This is a genomic window from Methylobacterium sp. ARG-1 (genome assembly GCF_001262595.1).
Classification (GTDB): domain Bacteria; phylum Pseudomonadota; class Alphaproteobacteria; order Rhizobiales; family Beijerinckiaceae; genus Methylobacterium; species Methylobacterium brachiatum.
In genome coordinates, this window is sequence record NZ_LHCD01000023.1 from 52,679 (window position 1) to 77,130 (window position 24,452).

The 24,452-nt window shown below is 71.1% G+C and carries 20 protein-coding genes; 13 read left to right on the forward strand and 7 right to left on the reverse strand.

The genetic code is table 11. The features are described 5' to 3' along the window. The first annotated feature begins 16 nt into the window (after positions 1-16). From AKJ13_RS19885 to denD, 5 genes are all read left to right on the forward strand, one after another. The gene (locus tag AKJ13_RS19885; RefSeq protein WP_050734924.1) at positions 17-1,336 is read left to right on the forward strand and encodes an MFS transporter; all 1,320 of its coding nucleotides are present in this window, start codon (positions 17-19) and stop codon (positions 1,334-1,336) included. A gap of 172 nt (positions 1,337-1,508) precedes the next feature. Next, positions 1,509-2,423, forward strand: a complete 915-nt coding sequence (gene ltnD / locus AKJ13_RS19890) for an L-threonate dehydrogenase (protein ID WP_050734925.1) — start codon at positions 1,509-1,511, stop codon at positions 2,421-2,423. A gap of 229 nt (positions 2,424-2,652) precedes the next feature. Beyond that, positions 2,653-3,435 carry a 2-oxo-tetronate isomerase gene (gene otnI, locus AKJ13_RS19895; protein ID WP_050734926.1) on the forward strand — a complete coding sequence of 261 codons (783 nt, stop codon included), beginning with the start codon at positions 2,653-2,655 and terminating at the stop codon, positions 3,433-3,435. Continuing rightward, the gene (otnK, locus tag AKJ13_RS19900) at positions 3,432-4,718 is read left to right on the forward strand and encodes a 3-oxo-tetronate kinase (RefSeq protein ID WP_050734927.1); all 1,287 of its coding nucleotides are present in this window, start codon (positions 3,432-3,434) and stop codon (positions 4,716-4,718) included. The genes otnI and otnK overlap by 4 nt, the downstream gene beginning before the upstream one ends. Before the next feature lie 31 nt (positions 4,719-4,749). Continuing rightward, positions 4,750-5,727, forward strand: coding sequence for a D-erythronate dehydrogenase (gene denD / locus AKJ13_RS19905; protein ID WP_050734928.1), 978 nt, complete (start codon positions 4,750-4,752; stop codon positions 5,725-5,727). Positions 5,728-5,777: 50 nt separating this feature from the next. Here denD and AKJ13_RS33280 read toward each other — a convergent pair whose 3' ends face one another. Together AKJ13_RS33280 and AKJ13_RS19915 are read right to left on the reverse strand one after the other, a co-directional pair. Continuing rightward, positions 5,778-5,969 (reverse strand): type II toxin-antitoxin system VapC family toxin, encoded by a 192-nt coding sequence (locus tag AKJ13_RS33280; RefSeq protein ID WP_348270956.1) that lies wholly within the window; start codon positions 5,967-5,969, stop codon positions 5,778-5,780. Positions 5,970-6,177: 208 nt separating this feature from the next. After that, positions 6,178-6,417 carry a type II toxin-antitoxin system VapB family antitoxin gene (locus tag AKJ13_RS19915; RefSeq protein ID WP_050734929.1) on the reverse strand — a complete coding sequence of 80 codons (240 nt, stop codon included), beginning with the start codon at positions 6,415-6,417 and terminating at the stop codon, positions 6,178-6,180. Positions 6,418-6,503: 86 nt separating this feature from the next. Here AKJ13_RS19915 and recQ point away from each other — a divergent pair, with 86 nt between their 5' ends. The 6 genes from recQ (at position 6,504) to grxD (ending at position 13,285) form a co-directional block, all read left to right on the forward strand. Then, a complete protein-coding gene (gene recQ / locus AKJ13_RS19920; protein ID WP_050734930.1) occupies positions 6,504-8,345 on the forward strand; it encodes a DNA helicase RecQ in 1,842 nt (613 codons plus the stop codon). 191 nt (positions 8,346-8,536) lie between these two features. Then, on the forward strand, positions 8,537-9,700 hold the full coding sequence (locus AKJ13_RS19925) for a hydrolase (protein ID WP_082317034.1): 1,164 nt from the start codon (positions 8,537-8,539) through the stop codon (positions 9,698-9,700). A gap of 194 nt (positions 9,701-9,894) precedes the next feature. Continuing rightward, entirely contained in the window at positions 9,895-12,120 is a 2,226-nt protein-coding gene (purL, locus tag AKJ13_RS19930) for a phosphoribosylformylglycinamidine synthase subunit PurL (RefSeq protein WP_050734932.1), read from the forward strand. Between the two features lie 28 nt (positions 12,121-12,148). Then, a complete protein-coding gene (locus tag AKJ13_RS19935) occupies positions 12,149-12,385 on the forward strand; it encodes a BolA family transcriptional regulator (protein WP_007568343.1) in 237 nt (78 codons plus the stop codon). A gap of 24 nt (positions 12,386-12,409) precedes the next feature. Further along, positions 12,410-12,904 carry a DUF29 domain-containing protein gene (locus tag AKJ13_RS19940; RefSeq protein ID WP_050734933.1) on the forward strand — a complete coding sequence of 165 codons (495 nt, stop codon included), beginning with the start codon at positions 12,410-12,412 and terminating at the stop codon, positions 12,902-12,904. A gap of 42 nt (positions 12,905-12,946) precedes the next feature. Continuing rightward, entirely contained in the window at positions 12,947-13,285 is a 339-nt protein-coding gene (gene grxD, locus AKJ13_RS19945) for a Grx4 family monothiol glutaredoxin (protein ID WP_043347809.1), read from the forward strand. Positions 13,286-13,360: 75 nt separating this feature from the next. Here grxD and AKJ13_RS19950 read toward each other — a convergent pair whose 3' ends face one another. Then, positions 13,361-14,020 (reverse strand): class I SAM-dependent methyltransferase, encoded by a 660-nt coding sequence (locus AKJ13_RS19950; protein WP_050734934.1) that lies wholly within the window; start codon positions 14,018-14,020, stop codon positions 13,361-13,363. 196 nt (positions 14,021-14,216) lie between these two features. Here AKJ13_RS19950 and rlmN point away from each other — a divergent pair, with 196 nt between their 5' ends. Then, a complete protein-coding gene (gene rlmN / locus AKJ13_RS19955; protein ID WP_050734935.1) occupies positions 14,217-15,491 on the forward strand; it encodes a 23S rRNA (adenine(2503)-C(2))-methyltransferase RlmN in 1,275 nt (424 codons plus the stop codon). Positions 15,492-15,642: 151 nt separating this feature from the next. On the opposite strand, the gene AKJ13_RS19960 is transcribed toward rlmN, so the two are convergent. The 4 genes from AKJ13_RS19960 to AKJ13_RS19975 form a co-directional block, all read right to left on the reverse strand. Then, positions 15,643-16,767 (reverse strand): mechanosensitive ion channel family protein, encoded by a 1,125-nt coding sequence (locus AKJ13_RS19960; protein WP_050734936.1) that lies wholly within the window; start codon positions 16,765-16,767, stop codon positions 15,643-15,645. 241 nt (positions 16,768-17,008) lie between these two features. After that, complete coding sequence (locus tag AKJ13_RS19965; protein ID WP_050734937.1) at positions 17,009-22,309, reverse strand: alpha-2-macroglobulin; 5,301 nt, start codon at positions 22,307-22,309, stop codon at positions 17,009-17,011. 289 nt (positions 22,310-22,598) lie between these two features. Further along, positions 22,599-22,898: an antibiotic biosynthesis monooxygenase family protein gene (locus AKJ13_RS19970; RefSeq protein WP_050734938.1), complete on the reverse strand. Its 300-nt coding sequence runs from the start codon at positions 22,896-22,898 to the stop codon at positions 22,599-22,601. 27 nt (positions 22,899-22,925) lie between these two features. Continuing rightward, positions 22,926-23,786 carry a Kdo hydroxylase family protein gene (locus tag AKJ13_RS19975; RefSeq protein WP_050734939.1) on the reverse strand — a complete coding sequence of 287 codons (861 nt, stop codon included), beginning with the start codon at positions 23,784-23,786 and terminating at the stop codon, positions 22,926-22,928. Between the two features lie 210 nt (positions 23,787-23,996). On the opposite strand from AKJ13_RS19975, the gene AKJ13_RS19980 reads away from it, so the two are divergent. After that, the gene (locus AKJ13_RS19980; RefSeq protein WP_050734940.1) at positions 23,997-24,449 is read left to right on the forward strand and encodes a hypothetical protein; all 453 of its coding nucleotides are present in this window, start codon (positions 23,997-23,999) and stop codon (positions 24,447-24,449) included. The last annotated feature ends 3 nt before the right edge of the window (positions 24,450-24,452 follow it).

A 24,452-nucleotide genomic window follows, 5' to 3' on the forward strand; every position in this document is an offset into this window, starting at 1 on the left:
ACCAGGGAGAACGCCGATGCCGGTTCACGCCGCCCCGCTGCGGGGCGCTGCCCTCGCGGAGGAGAAATCCTTCGTCGACCGGACCTACGCGAAGGTGTTCTGGCGCCTCGTGCCGTTCCTGATGCTCTGCTACGTGGTGGCGTATCTCGACCGGGTGAATGTCGGCTTCGCCAAGCTCCAGATGTCCCAGGAGCTGAAATTCTCCGAGACGGTCTACGGCCTCGGCGCCGGCATTTTCTTTCTGGGCTACTTCCTGTTCGAGGTGCCGTCGAACGTGATCCTGCACCGGGTCGGCGCCCGGGTCTGGATCGCCCGGATCATGATCACCTGGGGGGTGATCTCCGGCGCCTTCATGTTCGTGAACTCGGAATGGACCTTCTACGGGATGCGCTTCCTGCTCGGCCTGGCCGAGGCGGGCTTCTACCCGGGCGTGATCCTGTACACGACGCAGTGGTTCCCGGCCCATCGGCGGGCCAAGGTCATCGCGGTGTTCATGGCCGCAATCCCGATCTCCGGCATCTTCGGCAACCCGCTCTCCGGCTGGATCATGGACGCGTTCAACGGCGCCCAGGGCCTGTCCGGCTGGCAGTGGATGTTCCTGATCGAGGCCGTGCCGGCGGTGCTGATCGGCGTCGCGGTGTTCCTCTACCTCGACAACCGGCCCTCCGAGGCCAAGTGGCTGACCGACGCCGAGAAGCAGGTTCTCGACCGCGACATCGCCGCCGACAACCACGGCAAGGAATCCAGCCCGCACTCCATCGCCACCGTGTTCCGCAACGGCCGCGTGTGGTTCATGAGCCTGATCTACTTCGCCTTCGTCACCGGCCAGTACGGCCTGACCTTCTGGCTGCCGACGATCGTCAAGGCGTCCGGCGTGCAGGGCAACCTCAATATCGGCCTGATCAGCGCGATCCCGTTCCTGTGCGCGGCCATCGTGATGGTCCTGCTGGGCTTGAGCGCCGACCGGATGCGCGAGCGCCGCTGGCACCTCATCATCCCGGCGCTCGTCGGCGCCGTCGGCTTCGTGGTCTCGGCGACGGCTGGCTCGACCACGATCGCCGTGGCGGCGCTCTCGGTGGCGGCGGCCGGCGTTCTGACCTGCTCACCCCTGTTCTGGTCCCTGCCCACCGCCTTTCTGAGCGGCGCCGGCGCGGCCGCCGGCATCGCGCTGATCAACTCGGTGGGGAATCTCGCGGGCTTCGTCAGCCCCTACGTGATCGGGGCGCTGCGCGACGCCACCGGCAGCACCGCGGCCGGCATGTACGCGCTCGCCGTGATGCTGGTGGTCGGCTCGGTCTGCGTGTTCGTCACCCCGGCCAAAATGGTCAACCGCTGAGGTTTTCCCCCTCCCCCCTGTGGGGAGTGGCCAGGGGTGGGGGTGGTGCCGACGGGGTGCAGCGGTGCCTCCTGCGCCACCCCACCTCCAGCTCCCCACAAGGGGGAGGAGAGCGCGCTTCACCAGTGACGTCGCCTCACTCGTCCCGTCATCAAGAGCAGGAGCCAACCCGATGGCCACCACCACGCAGACAGGCCGCGCCGCGGTGATCGGCCTCGGCTCCATGGGCTCCGGCATGGCGGGGTCGCTCCTGCGGGCCGGCTTCTCCGTCGCCGCCTGCGACGTGAACCCGGAGGCCGTCGCCCGCTTCAAGGCAGCCGGCGGGACCGCAGCGGCCGATCCCGCGGAGGCCGCCCGCGGCGCCGACGTGGTGGTGAGCGTGGTGGTCAACGCCGCCCAGACCGAGGCGGTGCTGTTCGGCGAAAAGGGCGCCGCCGCGGCGATGCCCGAGGGTGCCGTCTTCGTCTCCTCGGCGACCATGGATCCGGCCGTCGCCCGGGCGCTCGCGGCGCGGCTGGAGGCCACCGGCCGGCACTATCTCGACGCCCCGATGAGCGGCGGTGCCGCCCGCGCCGCCGATGGCGGCCTGACCTTCCTGGCCTCGGGCTCGCCCGCCGCCTTCGCCAAGGCGCGCCCCGCCCTCGATGCCATGGCCGGCACGCTCTACGAGCTCGGCGACCAAGCCGGCCAGGGCGCCGCCTTCAAGATGATCAACCAGCTGCTGGCCGGGGTGCACATCGCCGCCGCCTGCGAGGCGATGAGCTTCGCCGCCAAGCAGGGTCTCGACCTGGCCCGCGTCTACGAGGTGATCACCAAGTCGGCAGGCAATTCCTGGATGTTCGAGAACCGGGTGCCCCACATCCTCGACGCCGACTACGCCCCCAAGAGCGCGGTCGACATCTTCGTCAAGGATCTCGGCATCGTGCAGGATATGGCCCGGGCGGAGAAATATCCGGTCCCGGTGGCCGCGGCGGCGCTCCAGATGTTCCTGATGGCGTCCGGCGCCGGCATGGGCCGGGACGACGACGCCTCCGTGGCGCGGCTCTACGCGCAGGTCTCGGGCGCCAAGCTGCCCGGTCAGGCATGAGGCGCGTCGTCGACAGGACCGGGGCCGATCCCAGCCATCCCCTCATCCTGAGGTGCCCGGTGATGGAAGATCGTTGGGCCTCGAAGGCGGTCTCCAGGGGCACAGTGGTGTCTGGAGGGCTCCTGCGAGGCGGCTTCGCCGCACCTCAGGATGAGGGCGCGGGTGGAATGACGCCCTGCTGAGCAGATCGAACGGGTGCCGAGAGACGAGCCGAGAAAGTCCCAAAAACATGCCGCGCTTTGCTGCCAATCTCAGCCTGATGTTCAACGAGGTGCCGTTCCTCGACCGCTTCGAGGCGGCGGCCCGCGCCGGGTTCGACGCCGTCGAGTTCCTGTTCCCCTACGAGCATCCGCCCGAGGCCATCGCCGAGCGGCTTCGGGCGAACGGCCTGACCCAGGCCCTGTTCAACCTACCGCCGGGTGATTTCGCCAAGGGCGAACGCGGCTTGGCGGCGTTGCCTGAACGGTTGGATGAGCTGAAGGCCGGCGTCGACACGGCGCTCCGCTACGCCGAGGCGACCGGCGTCGCCCGGCTGCACCTGATGGCGGGCCTCGCCCCGCACGATGACGCCAAAGCCGCCGAGGCCTATCGCCGGGCGGTGGCCTGGACGGCGGAGCGCCTTGGCGCGGCCGGCCTCGACCTCGTGCTCGAGCCGATCAACGGCCGCAACATGCCGGGCTACTTCCTCAACGATTTCGGCCGGGCGGCGGACCTGATCCACGAAGTGGCGCTGCCGAACCTGAAGCTCCAGTTCGACCTCTACCATTGCCAGATCCTGCACGGCGACGTGACCATGCGGCTGCGCGCGCTGATGCCGATCATCGGCCATGTCCAGACCGCGAGCGTGCCCGAGCGGCACGAGCCCGGCACCGGCGAGATGAACGACGCGTTCCTGTTCGACGAGCTGGACCGGCTCGGCTACGCCGGCTTCGTCGGCTGCGAGTACATCCCGGCCGCCGACACCGTAGCCGGCCTCGGCTGGCTCACCGCCTATCAAGGGAGAGCCCGATGAGCCTCGCGCTGGGATGCGTCGCCGACGATTACACGGGCGCTTCGGACCTCGCCAACACCCTGACCAAGGCGGGCCTGCGCACGATCCAGACCATCGGCGTGCCGGAGGATGACCGCGCCCTGCCGGAGGCCGACGCGGTGGTGGTGGCGCTCAAGAGCCGGTCGATCCCGGCCGACGAGGCCGTGGCGCGGTCCCGCGAGGCGGAACGCTGGCTGCGGGCCCGGGGCGCGGCCCACGTCATGTTCAAGGTCTGCTCGACCTTCGACTCCACGGACGCCGGCAATATCGGCCCGGTGATGGACGCCCTGCGGGAGGCGGCCGGCGAGCGCATCGCGCTGGTCACGCCAGCTTTCCCGGAGACGGGCCGCAGCGTCTACCAGGGCAACCTGTTCGTGGGCTCGGTGCCGCTGAGCGAGAGCCCGCTCAAGGACCACCCGCTCAACCCGATGCGCGACGCCAACCTCGTGCGCGTGCTGGCGCGCCAGAGCGCGGGCGCGGTCGGGCTCATCGACACAGCCACGGTGGCACGCGGCGCCGAGGCGGTGGCGGCCCGGCTCGACGCCCTGGCGGAAGAGGGCAAGCAGGCGGCGATCGCAGACGCGATCTTCGACAGCGACCTCGAAGTGCTCGGCCGGGCAATCATCGCGAGGAAGTTCTCGGTGGGGGCCTCGGGGCTCGGCCTCGGCCTCGCCCGGGCCCTCGCTGCCGACGGGCGCGGCACCCGGGATGCGGCCGGCTCCGCCATGGGCGAGCCGGTCGGCGGGGCCGCGGCCTGCCTCGCCGGCAGCTGCTCGCAGGCGACGCTTCAGCAGGTCGCCGCCGCGGAGGCGCAGATGCCGGTGCTGCGTCTCGACACGAAGGCTCTTCTCGCCGGCGCCGACGCGGTGGCCCGCGTGGTCGGCGAGGCCCTGGCCTTCGCCGAAGCGCGCCTGGCCGCCGGCCCGGTGCTGATCGCCTCCTCGGCGACCCCCGAGGCGGTCCGTGCTCTCCAGGCCGAGCACGGGATCGACGCCGCCGGACACGCCATCGAGGCTGCGCTCGCCGCCATCGCCGAGGGGCTGGTCGCCCGCGGGGTGCGCCGGCTCGTGGTGGCCGGGGGCGAGACCTCGGGCGCCGTGGTCGACCGGCTCGGGCTCCGGGCGTTCCTGCTCGGCCCCGAGATCGCCGCGGGCGTGCCGATCCTGCGCACCGCCGGGCGGCCCGAGCCGATGCTGCTCGCCCTGAAATCCGGCAATTTCGGCGGCCCGGACTTCTTCGGGCGCGCCCTGGACATGATGGCCTGACGCAGCAAACAATCGGACGAAGAGGTCTCCCATGCACGCTCTGATTCTCGGCGCCGCCGGCATGATCGGCCGTCGCCTCGTCGAGGCCCTGGTCGCGGACGGCACGGTCGGCGGCGCGCCGCTCACCGCCCTCACCCTGCTCGACGTGGTGCCGCCCACGGCACCCGCGGGCTTCTCCGGCCCGGTGAAGGCCGAGGCCGCGGATCTCACCGCCCCCGGCGCCGCGGAGGCCGCCATCGCCGAGCGGCCGGGGGTGATCTTCCACCTGGCCGCCGTGGTCTCGGGCGAGGCCGAGGCCAATCTGGAGCTGGGCTACCGGGTCAATCTCGACGGGACGCGGCTGCTGCTCGACGCGATCCGCCGGGCCAACGCCGCGGACGGCTACCGGCCGAAGCTGGTCTTCACCTCGTCGCTGGCGGTGTTCGGGCCGCCCTTCCCGAAGGTGATCCCGGACGATTTCATCCTGCGCCCGGCCTCCTCGTACGGCGTCCAGAAGGCGATGGGCGAGCTGATGCTTGCCGATTACGCGCGGCGCGGCTTCCTCGACGGGATCGGCCTGCGCCTGCCGACCATCTGCGTGCGCCCGGGCAAGCCCAACAAGGCGGCCTCGGGCTTCTTCTCCGGAATCATCCGCGAGCCTCTGGCCGGCCAGCCCGCAATCCTGCCGGTCCCCGAGACGGTGCGCCACTGGTTCGCGAGCCCCGCCGCCGCGGTGGGGTTTCTGGTCCACGCCGCCGGGCTCGACCTCGCGGCGATCGGCCCGCGGATCAGCCTGACCATGCCGGGCGTCTCGGCCACCGTGGCCGAGGAGATCGAGGCCCTGCGGCGCGTGGCCGGCGACAAAGCCGTGGCCCTGATCCGGCGCGAGCCCGACGCGACCGTCGCCCGGATCGTCTCCTCCTGGCCGGAGGCGTTCGAGCCGGAGGCGGCTCTGGCGCTTGGCTTTCGGGCGGACGCCTCCTTCGACGCGATCGTGGCTCAGCACGTGGCGGAGTTCCACGGCGGCTGATGCCCCATCAAGGCCGTCGGGTCGTGTCTCGGTTCCGAGGCCCGAAGGCGTCAGGCTAGGGCGGAGCGGATATCTGTCTGCGGAAAATCGTCGCCGACGAACAGCAGCGGCACGCCGTGGGCCTGCGCGCAGGCATAGGCGAAGCAGTCGCCGAGGTTCAGACGGGCGGGATGGCGGCCCTTGCCGAAGCGGGCATGGGCCGCGGTGGCGAGCTGCGCCTCGGTGCCGGTGATCGGGATCAATACGAGGCCCGTCGCTTCCAGGAAGCTGCTTACGACGGCCTCGGCAACCTTCGGCTCGATCCTCTGAAGGCGGGCGACGGCGAGGACGCCTCGTAGACGGCCACACCGCTCGTCAACCGCACGGCTGAGTCGCGAAGGTGATCGAGCAGGGTTTTGTGGCCCGGCTCCCGGACCAGGATCGCCACGATGGCCGAGGCATCGACGAACATCACTCGTCGTTCAGGCTGTCGTAGAACGCCTTGTCCGCCTTCAGGCCGGTCTTCGGATAGGAGGCAAGCTCGTCCTGAAGTTGCCTGATCCGTTCCATGAACGCATCGCTGTCGCGGTTCTGACGCTCCAACTCGTTTGTGAGCGCGATCCGCACCGCCTCGGTCTTGCTCACGCCGGCCCGCGAGGCCAGTTTCTCCGCGAGCTGGTTCACCTCTTCGCTGCGGATATTGAGCGGCATGACCGTCCCCGTGTAGAGATCTGAAAGGCTAGTGTCTCGACACGGGCGCCGCAAGCCGCGCGCCGCCACCCCGAACAAGGATCCCGATGACCCGCCTCGACGAGGCCCGCGCCGCGCTGAAGAAGACCTTCGGGTACGAGGATTTCCGCCCCGGGCAGGACGAGGTGATCGGCGCGGTTCTGGACGGCGACGACGTGTTCGCCGTCATGCCCACGGGCTCGGGCAAGTCGATGACCTACCAGCTCCCGGCCCTGGTCGATCCCGGGCTGACCGTGGTGGTCTCGCCCCTGATCGCGCTGATGCACGACCAGGTGCAGCAGATGCGCAGCGTCGGCGTCGAGGCCGCCACCCTCAACTCGACGGTGGCGGAGGCCGAGTCGCGCGAGACCTGGCGCAGCCTGCGATCCGGGGAACTGCGGCTGCTGTTCGTCTCCCCCGAGCGCCTCCTGATGGACGGCTGCATCGAGGCCCTGCGCGGGGTCGGGGTCCGGCGGCTGGCCGTGGACGAGGCCCATTGCGTCTCGCAATGGGGGCACGATTTCCGCCCGGAATACCGCGAGATCGCCCGGGCCCGGCAGGCGCTGGGCAACGTCCAGACCCTGGCGCTGACCGCCACCGCGGATGCCGCCACCCGGGCCGAGATTGCCGAGCGGCTGTTCCCGCAGGGGCGCGGCCCGAAGATCTTCGTCCATTCCTTCGATCGGCCGAACATCCGGCTGACCTTCCAGCCCAAGGACAACCCGGCCCGGCAGATCGAGCGGTTCCTGAAGCACCGGCGGGCGGAGAGCGGGATCATCTACTGCTCCTCGCGCAAGCGCGTCGAGCAGCTGGCCGAGACCCTCAAGAAGGACGGGTTTGACGCCCTGCCCTACCATGCCGGCCTCGACCAGGGCACGCGGATGCGCAACCAGGACCGGTTCCTCCAGGAGGACGGCGTGGTGATGACCGCGACGATCGCCTTCGGCATGGGCATCAACAAGCCCGACGTGCGCTTCGTCTGCCACGCCGACATGCCCAACAATGTCGAGGGCTACTACCAGGAGATCGGCCGCGCCGGCCGCGACGGGCTGCCGGCCGACACGCTGACCCTCTACGGCCTCGACGACATGGCGCTGCGCCGCCGCCAGATCGACGAGAAGGAGATTTCCGACGAGCGCCGCCGGGTCGAGCGGCGCAAGCTCGAGGCGATGATCTCCCTGTGCGAGGGCGCCACCTGCCGGCGCCAGTCGCTGCTCGGCTATTTCGGCGAGGCGAGCGAGCCCTGCGGCCGCTGCGACCTGTGCCGCGGTGGCGTCACCCTGGTGGACGGGACCGTGGCGGCGCAGAAGATCCTGTCGGCGATCGTGCGCACCGGCCAGCGCTTCGGTGCGGCCTATATCTGCGACGTGGTCCACGGCAAGGAGAGCGAGCAGGTCCGCCGCAACGGCCATACCAGCCTCAAGACCTTCGGGGTCGGCGCCGACAAGCCGGTGGCCGCCTGGCGGGCGATCCTGCGCCAGCTTTTCGCCGCCGGGGCGATCGCCGAGAACGCCGACGGCTATGGCGGCCTGTCCATGACCGAGAAGGGCGAGGCGATCCTGTTCGGGCGCGAGCCGGTCAAGCTGCGCCCCGACCCGGAACCGAAGGTCGAATCCCGCGACCGCCGCCGGGCCGCGCCGCGCGAGGATGGCGAGATCGCGCTCTCCGAGACGGACGAGGCGCTGTTCCAGCATCTGCGGGGCCTGCGCGCCACCCTGGCCCGGGCCGAGGGCATCGCCGCCTTCATGGTGTTCCCGGACCGGACCCTGATCGAGATGGCCCGGCAGAAGCCCGTCGACCTCTGGGCCCTGCGCACGGTCCACGGGGTCGGCGAGCGCAAACGCGAGGCCTATGGCGAGCGCTTCGTGGCGGCGATCGGCGAGTTCCTGGCCCATCCACCGGCGGCGTGAGCGCCGGCTCGGCGCAAGCCCCACGCAGTTTCACCCTCGGCGCGCCTGGCCGCGTCGTGTAGAGCGCTCGCCGCCCACTCGTACCGATCGGACGCGTCATTTCGATTCCCGCCCCCGTCGCCGACACACCGGCCCAGAACGACCCAGGCGAGCCGGCCGGCACGGCATCGCGGACGCTGACCTCCCGCATCGTGTTCTACCTGCCGGGCTTCGACCCGCGCGATCCGGAGACCTATTGGGGCCTGTTCCGCCGCGAGGCCCGGTTCACCGCTGCGCGCCGGGGCGCCGCGATCACGGTCGGCGATCCGGTCCGCTCGGCGGACGGGATCGAGCTCGCCTGGACGGCGGAGTCGCGCGGGGTTTCGACCCGCTACGTCCTGCTGCGCTGGGAGGACATCGTCCGCGCCCGGTTCCCGCAATCCGACTGGACGCGGCTCCGGGGCGTGCCGGCGCTGCTTTGGCGGCTGTGGCGGTCCGGCTACATGGCGAACCTGCGCCGGGAGGCCTGGCGGTTCTCCACGGTGATCTTCTGCGTCCACTACATCTACATCGCGCTGGCGCTTCTCAGCCTCGCCGCGGCGGCGGGGCTCACCAGCCTGGCACCGGCGGCGCTCCAGCCCTGGGCCCTGGTGGCGGTGCCGCCGCTCGCCTACGCGATCCTGGCCGGGCTGATCCGGGCGACCCGGGGCAAGCCGCTCTACGTGCCCCACCTCGTGGACGACACCGCCTTCACGCATGCCTACGCGGCGGGCGAGGCGCCCGAGATGGACCCCCGGCTCGATGCCTTCGCGGCACGCATCCACGCCGCCGAGGGCGAGGCCGACGAGGTGGTGGTGGTCGGCCATTCCTCGTCGAGCTTCCTGGGCATCGAGGCGCTGGACCGGGTGCTCGCCCGCGACCCGGGCTTCGGCAGCCGCGGCACGCCGGTCTCGTTCGTGAGCATCGGCAGCGTCATCCCCTGGCTCGGCCTCGACCCGGCCGCCCGGACATTCCGAGACAGCCTCATGCGCTTCGGGCGGGCCGCGCAGATCGGATGGCTCGACGTGCGCGCCACCTGGGATTGGCTGTCGATCCACAAGAACAACCCGATCACCGCCTGCGGTCTCACCCCGCCCGATCCCGCCCGACCGGCCGTGCGCTGGGTGGCGATCCACGAGCTGATCACCGGCGCCGATGTCGGCCGGCGCCAGTGGAACCTGTTCCAGATGCACTTCCAGTTGCTCATGGCGAGCCAGCGCGACAGCGGCTTCGACTATCTCGACGTGGTCACCGGACCGGAGCCGGTGCACGTCTTGGTCGCCCGCTGCAAGAAGGATGGGCCGCCCGAGGGGCCGGGTGGTGAGACCGGAATCTAGCGCTGCGGCCTCGCCGTGCGGCCGACCGCGCGGATCCGTCCGATCCGGCTCCACGCCCCCTGCCCCGCGTCGGCGGATGTTGCCAGCGCGGGCGCTTCCGCTTTAGAGCCGGGGCAGCTTGAGATCTCAGCCCGGTTCGGGTTCGCCGCGGTATGCGTCTCTCAAGACGGACCGCTCTCTGCCGAGACCTTCGCATGTTCCGCAACGACGTTCCGATCACCCCCGAGCTCGTGGCCCAGCACGGCCTCACGCCGGAGGAGTACGAGCGCTTCCGAGGCCTGATCGGACGCGATCCGACGCTGACCGAGCTCGGCATCGTCTCGGCGATGTGGAACGAGCACTGCTCGTACAAGTCCTCGCGCAAGCACCTGCGCGGGCTTCCGACCTCGGCGCCCTGGGTGATCCAGGGTCCGGGCGAGAATGCCGGCGTGATCGATATCGGCGACGGGCTGGCCTGCGTCTTCAAGATGGAGAGCCACAACCACCCGAGCTACATCGAGCCCTACCAGGGCGCGGCGACCGGCGTCGGCGGCATCCTGCGCGACGTGTTCACCATGGGCGCCCGGCCGATCGCGGCGCTCAACGCCCTGCGCTTCGGCTCCCCCGACCACCCGCGCACCCGCGGCCTGGTCTCGGGCGTGGTGGCCGGCGTCGGCGGCTACGGCAACTCCTTCGGCGTGCCCACCGTCGGCGGCCTGACCGGCTTCCACCGGCGCTACGACGGCAACATCCTGGTCAACGCCATGGCGGTGGGGCTCGCCCGCACCGACGCGATCTTCTACGCGGCCGCCACCGGGGTCGGGAACCCGATCGTCTACCTCGGCTCCAAGACCGGCCGCGACGGCATCCACGGCGCCACCATGGCGTCCGCCGAGTTCGACGAGGCCTCCGAATCCAAGCGCCCGACCGTGCAGGTCGGCGACCCCTTTGCCGAGAAGCTGCTGCTCGAGGCCTGCCTGGAGCTGATGGCCTCGGGCGCGGTGATCGCCATCCAGGATATGGGCGCGGCGGGGCTGACCTGCTCGGCGGTCGAGATGGGCGCCAAGGGCGACCTCGGCGTCGAGCTTGATATCGAGAAGGTGCCGGCCCGCGAGGCCGGCATGACCCCCTACGAGATGATGCTGTCCGAGAGCCAGGAGCGCATGCTCATGGTGCTCAAGCCCGGCATGGAGGCCGAGGCCGAGGCGATCTTCGTGAAGTGGGGGCTCGACTTCGCGGTGATCGGCCGGACCACCGACACGCTGCGGTTCGTGATCAAGTGGCACGGCGAGACCGTGGCCGACCTGCCGATCAAGGAACTCGGCGACGAGGCGCCGCTCTACGACCGGCCGCACCTGGCCAACACCCACCAGCCGGTGATCGCCGCATCCACGGTACCGGCGCCGGCCTCGCTCACCGAGGCGCTGAAGCGCCTCGTCGGCTCCCCCGACCTCGCCTCGAAGCGCTGGGTCTACGAGCAGTACGATCACTTCATCCTCGGCAACACCGTGCAGAAGCCGGGCGGCGACGCCGCGATCGTGCGGGTCGAGGACGGCCCGAAGGGGCTGGCAATCACCTGCGACGTCACCCCGCGCTATTGCGAGGCCGACCCGGTCGAGGGCGGCCGGCAGGCCGTGGCCGAGGCCTGGCGCAACATCACCGCGGTGGGGGCCAAGCCGCTCGCCATCACCGACAACCTGAACTTCGGCAACCCGGAGAAGCCCGAGGTGATGGGCCAACTCGTCGGCTGCCTCCAGGGCATCGGCGAGGCCTGCCGGGCGCTCGACTTCCCGGTCGTGTCGGGCAACGTCTCGCTCTACAACGAGACCAACGGCGTCGGCATCCTGCCGACCCCGACCATCGGCGGCGTCGGCGTGCTCGACGACGTGGAGCGCCACGCCACCCTCGCCCTCAAGCGCGAGGGCGACGTGCTGGTGCTGGTCGGCGCCGGCGAGGGCTGGCTCGGCCAGTCGTCCTATCTGGCGGTGATCGAGGGCCGGGAAGAGGGCGCGCCGCCGCCGGTGGATCTCTCGCTGGAGCGCCGCAACGGCGATTTCGTGCGCGGGCTGATCACCGCGGGGATCGTCGACACCGTCCACGACCTGTCCGATGGCGGCCTCGCGGTGGCGCTCGCCGAGATGGCCATGGCCGGCGGCATCGGCGCGGCTCTGCCGGAGGTGCCGGTAAACTTGGCCCCCCATGCCTACCTGTTCGGCGAGGACCAGGGCCGCTACCTGCTGGCATGCGACGCTGAGGCGGCCACCGACCTGCTCTACAGCGCCTCGGCCCAGGGCATCGACGCCGCCGTGGTCGGGGTGACCGGCTCCGACCGTTTGACCCTGCCGGGCGGCGAGACCATATCCCTGTCCGAGCTGATCGAAGCCCACGAGGGCTGGCTGCCGAATTACATGGCGAGCCAGCCGGCCGCGCCGGCCGCCTGACCACCCGTTACGCCCCAGGAGTTTCCCGATGCCGATGGATGCGGGCGAGATCGAGCGCATGATCCGCGAAGCGCTGCCCGACGCGCAGGTCGAGATCCGTGATCTGGCCGGCGACGGCGACCACTATGCCGCCACCGTCCTGTCCGCGGCCTTCAAGGGCAAGACCCGGGTCGCCCAGCACCAGATGGTCTACGGCGCGCTCCAGGGCCGGATGGGCGGCGTGCTGCACGCCCTTGCGCTGACCACGGGCGTCCCGCAGGATTAGCATCCGTTCGCGAGAGTCCGCCCGATGGACCGACCGAGTCTCTACGACGACGACATCGTCACCTGGGCCGAAGAGCAGGCTGCGGCTCTGCGCGCGCTCGGAACCCGCAGCGACCTGTCGAATGCGGTCGATTGGGCGAACGTCGCGGAGGAGATCGAGAGCGTGGGGCGGTCCCATTTGCGAGCGGTCGAGGGCCTGCTGATCCAGACGCTCGCCCACCTCTTAAAGCGCGCCTCGGCGCCCCTCGCCCCGTCAAGCTTGCATTGGCGCGAGGAGATCGCGACATTCCAGATCACGGCCTGGAATGCCTACGAGTCGTCCATGCGGCAGAGGTTGAACTGGCCCAGGATCTGGAAATCTGCGGTCACAGCTGCGGAGGCTGGTCTCGGGGTCTATGGGAACCAGCTTCTTCCCGGGTTGCCCAAGGCGTGCCCGGTCTCGCCCGAGGACCTTCTGACGGATTGCTTCGATATCGATCACACGCTTGGTGTGATCGCCGCCTCGGTTGCGCGCCGCTGATCGAGACCGCACATACGAGATTGAATAACTGAGGACAGAGTGATGACCGACGCCAACACGACCATCCAGAACGAGATCGCCTCCCAGGACGTGGTGGTGTTCATGAAGGGCACGCCGCAGATGCCGCAATGCGGCTTCTCGGGCCAGGTGGTGCAGATCCTCAATTACCTCGGCGTGCCGTTCAAGGGCGTGAACGTGCTGGCCGATCAGGGCATCCGCGAGGGCATCAAGGCCTTCTCGAACTGGCCGACCATCCCGCAGATCTACGTGAAGGGCGAGTTCGTCGGCGGCTGCGACATCACCCGGGAGATGTTCCAGTCGGGCGAGCTGCAGACCTTCCTGGCCGAGAAGGGCGTCCCGGTGAAGACCGCCGCCGCCTGACGCTTTGGGACTTCGCCGGATGGATCAGGGCGCCTGCGGGCGCCCTTTTTCGTGCGCGCGACGAGGGCGGCCGCGTCAGCGCGGCCCTTGGGCCGCGAACAGGGCGACGCAGCCCTCGACGGTGACCTCGACCGACCGGAAGCGCTGGTCCAGCGCCGCCCGCAGGGCCGGCAACGTGTCGCCCGTGTTCGAGAATACCCCCTTCCGGTTGTAGACCCGCATCAGGGCCCGCGCCGCCGCCGTGGTCGGGACGCCGCCGGATAGGATCGTGGCGCCGAACACGGTCCCGTCGTCGCGCAGGCAGGGCCGCACCGTGTCGAAGGCGGCAGCCTTGGCCGCGATGTCCCCCGGCAGGCAGTGCAGCAGGTAGGTCAGGCCGATCGAGGCGAAGGGCGCGATGCCGGTGGCCGGGCGGCCGCCGAGCACGTCGAGCTGATAGCGCTCGGGCCGGTAGCGGGCGATGCGCCGCGCCGCATAGTCGAGGCTGTCGGCGTTGAGGTCCATCAGGCCGATCCGGGGCGCCGGGGACGGGAAACGGCAGCGGTCGAGGTACCAGCCGGTCCCGACGCCGACATCCAGATGCGCCGCGCCCACGTGCCGGTCGTAGAGGGCGAGGATCCGCGCGGTCGGGCAGCGCCAGATGAGCGGGTTCGACAGGCGCAGCACGACGAGGTCGTAGAGCTGCAGGGTCCCGGAATTGTAGATCGCCTGTCCGGCTTCGGTATCGCCTGCCATCGCACTCCGTCGGGTCACCTGTGGGCGGCGCGCATTCGCGTTCGCCGGTGCGATCGCCTATATAGAATCCTTCAACGCCCAGACACCGCCGATCCCCGCGTGACCGGCGGCGCCTGGGCCTTTGTCGTGACGCGCTCCCTGTCGCCGAACCGGCTTCCCCGTCGGCGGTGAGCGCCCTGAGGATAGATCGATCATCATGGCGACGCCGTCGCTCGACAGCGCCCGCGCGGCCGAACCCGCGATCGAGAAGGCGCCCGATTTCCAGCCCGCGCTGCTCCCCGGCCGGCCGCCGTCGCTGGTCGGGCTCACCCGGGACGCGCTCAAGGCGCAGCTCATCGGCATGGGCGTGCCCGAGCGCGAGAGCCGCATGCGGGCGGGCCAGATCTGGCACTGGGTCAATTTCCGCGGGGCGACCGACTTCGCCGCGATGACCAATGTCGGCAAGGCGCTGAAGGCCGAACTCGCGCGGCACTTCACCCTGGAGCGGCCCGAGGTGGCGAGCCGCCAGGTCTCCCGCGACGGCACCCGCAAGTGGCTGCTGCGCATGGCGCCGACCAACCCGCAGGAGCACAATCGCGGCGCCGAGATCGAGTGCGTCTACATCCCGGGCCCGGACCGCGGCACGCTCTGCGTGTCGAGCCAGGTCGGCTGTACCCTCACCTGCTCCTTCTGCCACACCGGCACGCAGCGCCTCGTGCGCAACCTCTCGGCCGCCGAGATCGTGCAGCAGCTCGTGGTCGCCCGGGACGAGCTCGGCGACTGGGCCGGCCAGATGCCCAGCCGCGACGCCTCCGGGGCCGGCGAGGTCGGACGGCTGGTCACCAACATCGTGTTCATGGGCATGGGCGAGCCCCTGTACAACCTGGACGCCGTGATCGACGCGGTCGGCGTGATGTCGGACCAGGAGGGGCTCGGCCTCTCCCGGCGGCGGATCACCGTCTCGACCTCCGGGGTGGTGCCGCAGATCCCCCGCCTCGGCGAGGCGGCCAACGCGATGCTGGCGATCTCGCTCCATGCCGTGCGCGACGACCTGCGCAACGAGCTGGTGCCGCTCAACCGCAAATATCCGATCGCCCAGCTGCTTGAGGCCTGCCGGACCTATCCGGGCGTGAGCAACGCGCGCCGCATCACCTTCGAGTACGTGATGCTGAAGGGCGTCAACGATTCCGACGCGGATGCGCGCGAGCTGGTCCGCCTGCTCAAGGGCATCCCGGCCAAGATCAACCTGATCCCGTTCAACCCCTGGCCCGGCAGCCGCTACGAATGCTCGGACTGGGATCGGATTGAGCGCTTTTCCGAGATCGTGTTCAATGCCGGCTACGCCTCGCCGGTGCGCACGCCTCGGGGCCGGGACATCCTGGCTGCCTGCGGCCAGCTGAAGAGCGAGACCGAGAAGCTGCGCGCCCGGGCCCGGCTGATGCAGGAAGAGGGCATCGGCGTGGAGAGCTTCTACGCCGGCGCCGACGATTAGAAGGCGGGGTTTTCAAAGGGCCCGGGGCCCAATGGCAGGGTTCGGGGTGCGCAGCCCCGAGATCCATCCCAGGGCTCCGCCCTGGACCCGCAAAAGGTCCCGGACCTTTTGAAACCAAGACTTCGGCGAACAGGCGCTCCGGGTTGAACTGTCACGCCGCGATCCGATGCCCGTCCGCGCGGCGCAGGGGCGGCTCCTCGGCGCCGACCCATTCCGTGCGGTGCCGCGGTAGGGCCTCCGGGTGCTCGGCCTGGAGCCAGGTGATCATCGCCTCGCGGATCACACAGCGCAGGTCCCAGGCCTGGGGCGCGTTGCGGGCGCTCACCAGCATCCGCACCTCGATCGTGTTCTCCTTAGCGTCCGAGACCTGCAAGTTCACCACCTTGCCGTCCCACAGGGGCGTGGCGGCGGCGATCTCGGACAGCTTCTCGCGCATCCGCGCAACCGGGGCGCGGTGGTCGACGTAGAGGAACACGCTGCCGATCAGCGAAGCGCCGTCGCGGGTCCAGTTCTGGAATGGCTTCTGGATGAAGTAGGTGAGCGGCAGGACCAGCCGGCGCCAATCCCAGAGGCGCACCACCACGTAGGTGGAGGTGATCTCCTCGACCCAGCCCCACTCGTTCTCGACGATCACCGCGTCCTCGATCCGGATCGGCTGGGTGATGGCGATCTGGATCCCGGCCACGAGGTTCGACAGGACCGGCTGCATCGCCAAGCCCAGGATCAGGCCGGCGGCGCCCGCCGAGGCCAGCAGGCTCACCCCGTACTGGCGCACCGGCTCGAAGGTCATCAGCGCCACCGAGACGGTGATCAGGCCGACCAGGGTCACGGCGGCGCGCTCCAGGATGCGCATCTGGGTGAAGTGCTTGCGCGCCAGCAGGTTGTCCTCGGCGTCGAGCTTGAACCGGCGCAGGTAGATCACCGTGGCGATGTGGAGCGCGGTGGCGCAGCACCACCCGGTCAGCGTGACGAAGGCGACGAGCAGGATCTGGTTGAGGGCCACCCGCACCTCCCAGGACAGGTGTACGGTGGTCAGGGCGAGGCTGATCGCCACGACGATCAGGCCCAGCCGGCTCGGGCCGTGGGTGCGCGAGACGAGGGAGCGCCAGAACAGGCTCTTGCCCGCCACGGCACGCTTCATCGACCGATAGGCCACGCCGTGCAGCGGCATCACCACCGCGCAGCAGACGACGACGACGATCAGGCTTTCGGCCCACCAGGGCAGATAGGCCAGCGCAGAGGCGGCACGGCCGGTCAGGGCATCGAGGTCCGGCATCGGGCATCACCTCCACGGTTCCGAACGGGACCTGGGAGAAGTGACAGCGCCAGCCGAGGTTCCGCACCGCACCATGTCGCCGCTGCAACGCAGCGGCATGGTGAGGGCGCGGCCGGACGGTTGCGTTCGGGCGGGTTCATCGGTCATCGCGCGTGCGTCCGCGATTCGGCGGCTCGTCCTGACCGCCCGGTGCCGACCGCCCGGTGCCGACCGCCCGGTGCCGACCGCCCGAGTCGGAGCCCTAGCGCGCCGCCCCGATCTCGACGCTCCCGGTCGCGGTCCGGCCGAACCGCGCCGGGCGGTACATGTCCTCCACCGACGCGCCCGGATGCACGTAGGTGCCCGGCGAGACCGCCCGGACCGTATAGGCCACGGTGAAGAACGCCGACTGGCTGGGGTTGCGATCGAAGGCGGCCACGAAGCGGTCGTCGCGGAACTCAGTATGGACCGGCTCCACGTCCGACTTGGCGAAGGCGAGGCCCTGGAGGGCGTCGGAATCGAGCAGCTTCGGGTTGTCGATCTCCAGCCCCGCCGGCAGCGGATCGACCAGCAGCAGCCGGGCATCCCTGGCCTTGTCCTCGGTGACCTTGAGCACGACCACGAGGCGGTCGTTCTGGCGCAGGCCGTGGGCGGGATCGACCACGCTGCCGTCGAGCCGGTGGAAGGTGCGCTCGACCGTGTAGCCCTGTGCGGCGGCGGGCTCAGGCACCAGCGGGTTGCCGTTCACCCCCAGCATCACCTGGACTGGGACCCGGCCGGTATTGACCAGGGAGACGCTGCGGCCCTCGAGCGCCGGGCTCCGGTAGATCCGGGCGAGCGGCCCGGTCTGCGCCGCACCGTCCAGGCTGAAGGATAGCGACTCGGCCTCCTTGGACAGGTTCTCGGCGGCCAGAACCAGCCAGGCATTCTCCTGCGTGCTGGTCGACCGAAGAAGGTCCTGCCGCTCCTCTCCGATCACCGCGGCGACCGGGGCCAGGGCGGTCTGGGTGAGCCCGCTCTCGGCCGCCAGCGCGATCACCCCGGCCCCGTCGCGCAGGCGGGAGCCGTAATCGGCCCGGTACTGGCCCGAATCCCGCTGGGATCTCAGCAGGGTGAGTGCCGAATCCAGCACCTTGGCGGCGCGGCCCCGATCACCCAGCAGCGCCAGGGCAGCGGCGAGCTGTGCCCGGGCGAGCCCGGAGCCGAAGGCGTCGAGCTTGGTGTCGGCGAGGTAGCGCAAGTCGCCGATCACCGGCCGACCGTTGCGGGCCAGCACGTAGGCCGCGTAGGCGAGGTCGGCGCCGCCGTCGCGCACCTCCGTGGCGTTGGCCACGGTGTTGCGCAGGCGGTCGAGGGCCTGGGTGAAGGCGAGCTGCGGCACCGCGAAGCTGCGCTCCCGGGCGCGGGTGAGGAAGTCGGTTACGTAGGCGTCGAGCCAGACGTCGCCTGAACTTTGCGCCGACCACAGGCCGAACTCGCCGCTCGCATCCTGCCGGGCGAGCAGCCGCTCAATCGACTCGCGCACCCGGTCGTCCACGTTGCCGTCGAGGGCGAGCTTGTCGAGCCCGGCCAGGCGGTTGACGTAGAGCAGCGGCATCGCCCGGCTGACGATCTGCTCGGAGCAGCCGTAGGGATAGCGGTCGAGCGCCTGGAGCAGGGCCGGCACGTCGAGGCCCGGCAGCGCCGAGGCCGAGAGCGAGAGGCTGCCGGTCCCGGGCAGCAGGTCGGCCAGCAGGTCGGCGCTCACCGTCAGGCCGGCCCCGGGCGCCAGGTTGCGCACCGTGCGGCGCAGCAGCGCCCCGGTCCCCGGCAGCACGCCGAGCGAGAAGCTCTGGCCGAGATGACCGTCGAGGTTCGGCCCCGACAGGGCGAGGTCCAGCCGCGCGGTGCCCGGCCCCGCGGCGGTGATCGGGATCGCGACCTGGCCTCGGCCTCCGGCCTCCAGCCGGATTGTCTGCCGCAGGGCGCCGGCGCCGAGCAGGATCGGCCCGGACGGAGCGATGTCCACCGTGTAGTCGCCGGCCCGGCCCTCGACATTGTCGAGCGCCACGAACAGGCGCGAGCGGTCGCCGGTATCGAGGAAGCGCGGCAGGGTCGCGGTCAGCACCACGGGGTCGCGGATGATCACGTCCGCCTGTGCCTGGCCGACCCGGTTGCCGCTCCAGGCGGTGACCATCACCCGGCCGGTTCCGTTGAAGGCCGGCAGCGGGAAGGTCACGCTGGCGGCCCCGTCCGGCCCCACGGTCACGACGCCGGAGAACAGCGCGAGCGGCGCCTGGGTCGGCGGCGCGTCGGCGAGGTCGCCGCCGCCCGCGTCGCCGCCGGAGCGGATCGCCCCGGCCGAGCCCTGCATGCCGTCGATCAGGTAGCCGTAGAGGTCGCGGAATTCCGGCCCCAGGGCCCGCTGGCCCAGGAAGTACTGGGTCGGGTTCGGCGCCTCGTAGCGGGTCAGGTTGAGGATGCCGACATCGACCATCGCCACGGTGATCCGCGCCGCCTCGCCGGCCTTCAGCCCGGTGAGCTGCACCGGGATGGTCAGGTCCTGCCGCGGGCGGGTGCGCTCGGGTGCCTTGAGGGTGACGCCCAGGCTGCGCCGTTCGCGGTCCACCGAGAACCAGGCGAGCCCCAGCGCCCGGCCCGGCAGGCGCTTGGCCGCCTGGTCGAGGGGTCGGTAGGCGGTGGCGACCAGATAGGCGCCCGCGCCCCACTCGGCCTTGACCGGCAGGCTCACGGTGGTGCCGCCTGCCGGAACGCTGACCTCGATCGTCTCGTGCACCCGGTCGCTCACGACCATGAGGCTGGCCTGCCCCTTGAACTTCGGGCTGAGCTTGGCCCGCAGCGTGTCGCCCGCCGCGTAGGCGGCCTTGTCGAGGGTGAGGTCGAGCAGGTCCGGCGCGTCCGCGGTCTCCGAGCCGCCCCAGCCGACATCGAAGCCAAGGCTCGCGGTCGCCTCCGGGGCGCCCGAAGTGGCGATCTCCAGCCGGTAGCGGCCGAGCTGGGCGACCGGTGCCTCAATCCGGCCCGGGGCCCCGGCCGCGAGGTCGAGGCTGCCGCTGGCGACCCGCCGGTTGGTCTTGACCGCCTCGAACGACCAGCGGCCGTCCGAGCGATACCATTGGTAGCTCCGCTCCACCCGCGACAGGGTCCAGGTCACCCCCGGCCGGGCCAGCAGCGTCCCGTCCGGGGCGGCGAAGACCGCCTCGAACGTGGCGCGGTCGCCCTCCTTCAGGTCCGGGGAGGTCTTGCGGAGGGCTAGCACCGGCCCGGAGGGCAGGATCGGCAGGGTGAGGCTGCGCGACAGGGCCCGGCCGCCCGGCTCGCCGACCGCGAGGGTGATCTTGGCCTCGAGGGGCCGGGGCGCGGCCACCTGCGGCAGGGGCACGGTGACGGTGGCGTGGCCCTGAGCGTCCGTCGTGGCGTGGGTCGCGAGCTCCTGCACGCTCGCCTCCACCGTCTCGTCGTCGAGGCCGACCGTGTACTCCGCCAGACCCTTGATGCCGCTGCCGGATGCCGCCTGCACCACGACGCTGCCCGACACGTCGAGCCCGGCGCCGGGGGCGCCGTAGAGGTAGCGCGCGGCGACGTCGACCTGCGCGTCCTCGCCCCGGTGCAGCGCGGCCTGGGCGGCCTTGAGGGTCACCTCCAGGCGCTCGGGGACGTAATCCTCCACCAGGAAGCTGGTCGTGCCCAAGGCCGGGGCCTTCGGGTCGGTATAGGCCGAGACCCGCCAGGTGCCGTGCATGGCCCCCGACAGCAGCGGCAGGGGCAGCGCCCGGCCGCCGAGCCCCTGGTCCGGCACCGAGACCCGGCGGTACTCGACCCCGTCCGGGCGCTTCACCACCAGGGTCAGCGGCAGGTCGGGCACCGCCGCGTTGCGCGGATCGCGCAGCAGGGCGGTGATCTGCACGGTCTCGCCCGAGCGGTAGACCCCGCGCTCGGTGAACAGGTAGGCGTCGAGCCCGCCGCTCTCGGGTCGGCCCTTCACGCCCCGGTCGGTCAGGTCGAAGGCACCGAGATTGAGGTCGAGGAAGCCGTAATCGTCCCCCGCCTGGGCGACCACCAGGCTGGGGGCGGCGCCCCCCTCCCCGCGGGCGAGGCCCGGATCGAAGGCGGTATGGCCCTGCGCGTCGGTCTTGGCGGTGCCCAGCACCTCGTTGTTGCGGGCGATCAGCCGGATCTCGGCCCCCGGCAGCACCTGGGCGGAGGCCAGCGAGCGCAGGACCACATGGACGCCGTCCCGCCCCTTCGTGGCGGTGAGCCCGAGATCCGAGACCACGAACCACTGGGTCGCCTGGCTCTCGTAGCCGTCCTCGTCCCGCGCACCCGTGCCGGAGGGCTGGGCCAGCAGCACGTAGATGCCGGGCTCCAGCTTGCCCACCGCCTGCAGGACCGGGAAGGCGGTCACCGCCTCCTGGTTCAGCTCGGCCTTGACGGTGTCGAGGGTGCCCTTCCAGACGCGCATGCCCTTCTCGGACGCCAGCGTGTGCGCGATCGCGCCGCTGAGCTGGCCCAGGAAATCCTCCGAGCGCAGGGTCGGCAGCAGGCCGCGATCGCCGATGCGCAGCACCTCCACGTCGAGCTTCGGCGCGTTCACCGAGACCAGGGGCACGCCCGCCTGTCCGGTGCGGGGCAGGACGTAGTTGCGGCCGGTGATCCGCACCTGCGCCGAGCGATCGCGGATATAGACCTCGTAATCGGCGGATTTGAGCAGGCTCTCCCCCACGGTCGAGGGCAGGCCCTCGCGCAGGACCACCGCGTAGCGGCCGCCATGCTTGAGCCCGTCGACGCAGACCTGCGATCCGTCCGCCGTCACGGCGGCGCTGCTGCTGCCCGAGACCGCCACGTAGGGGGCGTAATCCGTCTTGGGCAGGACCGGCTCCGAGAGGGTGAAGCACAGCCGCGGCGCGGCGGCATCGGCATCGACCTTGTAGCCGAGGACGCGGAAGCCGTGCTCGGCGCGCAGGGCCTCGTAGGTCTCGCGGGTCGCCGGGACGTCGTCGAGGTCGAGGCTGGCGGCGTAGGCCTCCAGGGCGGGGCGCCACGCGGATTGCGCGGTCAGCGCGGATCCGAGCTGCGCCAGGGCCGCCGCCGCGTCGGCGGGTGACCCGGACCGCTCGTAGGCCCGGTAAGCCGCCGCCACGGCCTGTTCCTGCAGGCGGGCGCGGCCCTGGTAATCGCCCTCCTCCAGGAACGCCGCGGCCGCAGCGGCGCCCCGGGAGAAAGCCTGCCAGTTGCGGATGTCGGCCGGGTCCGCCGCCACGGCCGCGGTGAGCGGGCCGAGCGCCTCATCCGGCTTGTTGGCCGCAAGCAGCGTCTGCCCGGCGGCGCGGGACTGGCCGGCCGGCTTGAGCGGCCCCCCAGCCTTGGCCTTGAGCGTCGCCTCGAGCCGCACGGCGGCGCTGGCGAGATCGGACCGGACGAAATCCTTCTTGAAGGCCGGCACCGGGGCGGCCGCCGGCCGCGGGGCGGGCCGGGGGGCCGGTGCCGTCTGGGCGAGGGTCGGCCCGGAAGCCAGGCCGGCCAGAAGCGCCAGAGCACCCGCGACCCGGTTCCGCCACGCCATACGCCTGCCCCCATCGGTCCCGAATCCCGGGCGATTCGCCCCGGGACCGGTCGGCGGGGAGCCTAGCACCTGCAAGGCCCGCCGCAACGCCTCGGGCCCGCCTGCACCGCCCCTGCCCTGCCGGGTTCCGTCACGCCGCCCTCCGTGCGAGGCCTTGGCACGTCGGGGCCAGGATCCCGGGCTCCGCTTCGCGGCCCCGGGACGACGAGGTGGACCGACTTCGGTCAGTCCTTCATCTGAAGACCATGCCCGTCGTCGCGCCCCGTCCCGGCGCGACATCCGAAACGGATCAGAACGCCTTGATCACCTGCTCGGTGTGCTCGACCGAGACCGAGCCGGCGAAGCAGTGCGAGACCAGGGCGCGGTAATCCTGCCAGGGCTGCGAGCCGGTGAAGTCCTTGGTGTGGGCTTCCAGCGTGTCCCAGTGGATCATCAGGCGGTAGCGCTGGGGATGCTCGATCGAGCGGCGCACCTCGAAGGCGCGGCAGCCCTTGGCCGCCTTGAAGATCGCCGAGGCCTCGGTGATGCCGGCCTCGAACGCCGCCTCCATGCCGGGCTTGATCTCGATCTGCGCGATTTCGAGGATCATGGTGTCGGGTCCTTCGCTCGTGTGTGCCTAGGCGTGGAGGGGGCGGCCGAGCTTGGTCGCCAGGATGCGCTGCGGGCTCAAGGCCGGATCCGCCTGGGCGGCGACCGGCAGGTAGGCGGTCTGCTCCAGCATGTAGCGGCCGCCCATCGCCCCGTGCATCACGAGGTCGGAGAAGGTCACCCAGGTCTCGCCGGGCCGGAACGCCACATCGGCCTGGGGGGCGCTCGCCTGATAGGTCTCGTCCTGCTTGAGCGCATCGTGCAGGTGCAGCATCAGGTGGTCGTATTCGGAGCGCCGGGCCTTGGTGATCCGCAGGGCGGCGAGGACGCGCGCCGCGAGCGGGGAATAGCGCGGCAGCCGCGGCAGGAACTTTTCCGCCATCGACCCGAAATCCTCGCCGACCCGCCAGCGGCGCGGCTCGCCTGCCGGGTTGATGTTGCGGAACACCCGCAGGATCCGCTTCTCGCCGATCGGGTTCGACGGGAAGGCGTCGACATGCAGCCGCGTGTCGTCGCGCCGCCAACTGAGCTTGCGCCGGTCGACGTCGAACGGGCGGTAGGAGGTCCCGGCCAGGGTCACCCGGTCGGCATAGTCCGGCAGGTAGGTGCCGATCAGGTCCCGGGCGAAGGCGCGGTAGCGGATCAGGAGCTGGCGCAGGGCTTCCTGCTCCTCGGGCGTGCCGGCCGCGCCGCGCAGCTCTGCGGCCTCACCCCGGATGTTGACGTTCTTGGCCTTGCCGTCCGCGAAGGGCCGCTCGGTGAACCGGCGCTCGAAGGCGCTGAAGGGGAACGGCAGGTCCGGGAACAGCAGCACCGCGCCGGCTTCCAGCTCCCGGGACAGGGACTCGGAGGTCTCGCCGGGGGCGACTGTGCGGATCGGGCTGATCATCTGGTGCGGGCTGAGCCTGCCTAGCCGAACGGGCGCAATCCTGTAGCCGAGCCGCCGCCGGGAGGCCAGGGGCCGCATTTCCGGTGGATGACATCGCCCGTCCACCGGCACCGCCCACGGCACCGGCCGGGGGCGCTTGCGCAACCGCCGCGTTCCCGGCACGTTCCCCCCGACAGAACCGGCCCACGAGCCCGGCGGAGGATGGCGCCGATGGCGACCCTGAAGGAATTCGAGGAAGCCCTGCGCGAGCATGGCATGAACATGGCGCTGGCGCTGCTGGAGCGCCTGCGCGAGCGCGACCGCGCCACCCGCACGGTCAAGCCGGCCCGCCGGTTGACCGGCCAGAAGATGACGCCCGAGCTCGCCCGGGCGATCCTCGACCTGCACGCCTCCACGGGCATGACCCAGCAGGAGATCGCCTTCAAGGTCGGGGTCAACCAGGGCCGGGTCAACGAGGTGATCAAGCGCGGCAAGTGGCTGTCGGACGATCCCCAGTCCCCCGAGGCGGTGGCCCGGGACAAGGCGCTCGCCCGCATGCGCGGCGACCCCAAGCCGAAGAAGCCGCCCCTGGCCGCAGCCCGGCCCAAGGAGCGCAAGGCCGCCGCTCCGAAGGCGCCCGCCAAGGCGCGCAACCAGGGCCAGCTGGCGCTCGGGGATTTGTAGTGG

Bases quoted from the DNA above. Each gene is read 5' to 3' on its own strand.
- AKJ13_RS19885 (WP_050734924.1), top strand. From the start codon at position 17: ATGCCGGTTCACGCCGCCCCGCTGCGGGGCGCTGCCCTCGCGGAGGAG.
- ltnD (WP_050734925.1), top strand. From the start codon at position 1,509: ATGGCCACCACCACGCAGACAGGCCGCGCCGCGGTGATCGGCCTCGGC.
- otnI (WP_050734926.1), top strand. From the start codon at position 2,653: ATGCCGCGCTTTGCTGCCAATCTCAGCCTGATGTTCAACGAGGTGCCG.
- otnK (WP_050734927.1), top strand. From the start codon at position 3,432: ATGAGCCTCGCGCTGGGATGCGTCGCCGACGATTACACGGGCGCTTCG.
- denD (WP_050734928.1), top strand. From the start codon at position 4,750: ATGCACGCTCTGATTCTCGGCGCCGCCGGCATGATCGGCCGTCGCCTC.
- AKJ13_RS19915 (WP_050734929.1), bottom strand. From the start codon at position 6,417: ATGCCGCTCAATATCCGCAGCGAAGAGGTGAACCAGCTCGCGGAGAAA.
- recQ (WP_050734930.1), top strand. From the start codon at position 6,504: ATGACCCGCCTCGACGAGGCCCGCGCCGCGCTGAAGAAGACCTTCGGG.
- purL (WP_050734932.1), top strand. From the start codon at position 9,895: ATGTTCCGCAACGACGTTCCGATCACCCCCGAGCTCGTGGCCCAGCAC.
- AKJ13_RS19935 (WP_007568343.1), top strand. From the start codon at position 12,149: ATGCCGATGGATGCGGGCGAGATCGAGCGCATGATCCGCGAAGCGCTG.
- AKJ13_RS19940 (WP_050734933.1), top strand. From the start codon at position 12,410: ATGGACCGACCGAGTCTCTACGACGACGACATCGTCACCTGGGCCGAA.
- grxD (WP_043347809.1), top strand. From the start codon at position 12,947: ATGACCGACGCCAACACGACCATCCAGAACGAGATCGCCTCCCAGGAC.
- AKJ13_RS19950 (WP_050734934.1), bottom strand. From the start codon at position 14,020: ATGGCAGGCGATACCGAAGCCGGACAGGCGATCTACAATTCCGGGACC.
- rlmN (WP_050734935.1), top strand. From the start codon at position 14,217: ATGGCGACGCCGTCGCTCGACAGCGCCCGCGCGGCCGAACCCGCGATC.
- AKJ13_RS19960 (WP_050734936.1), bottom strand. From the start codon at position 16,767: ATGCCGGACCTCGATGCCCTGACCGGCCGTGCCGCCTCTGCGCTGGCC.
- AKJ13_RS19965 (WP_050734937.1), bottom strand. From the start codon at position 22,309: ATGGCGTGGCGGAACCGGGTCGCGGGTGCTCTGGCGCTTCTGGCCGGC.
- AKJ13_RS19970 (WP_050734938.1), bottom strand. From the start codon at position 22,898: ATGATCCTCGAAATCGCGCAGATCGAGATCAAGCCCGGCATGGAGGCG.
- AKJ13_RS19975 (WP_050734939.1), bottom strand. From the start codon at position 23,786: ATGATCAGCCCGATCCGCACAGTCGCCCCCGGCGAGACCTCCGAGTCC.
- AKJ13_RS19980 (WP_050734940.1), top strand. From the start codon at position 23,997: ATGGCGACCCTGAAGGAATTCGAGGAAGCCCTGCGCGAGCATGGCATG.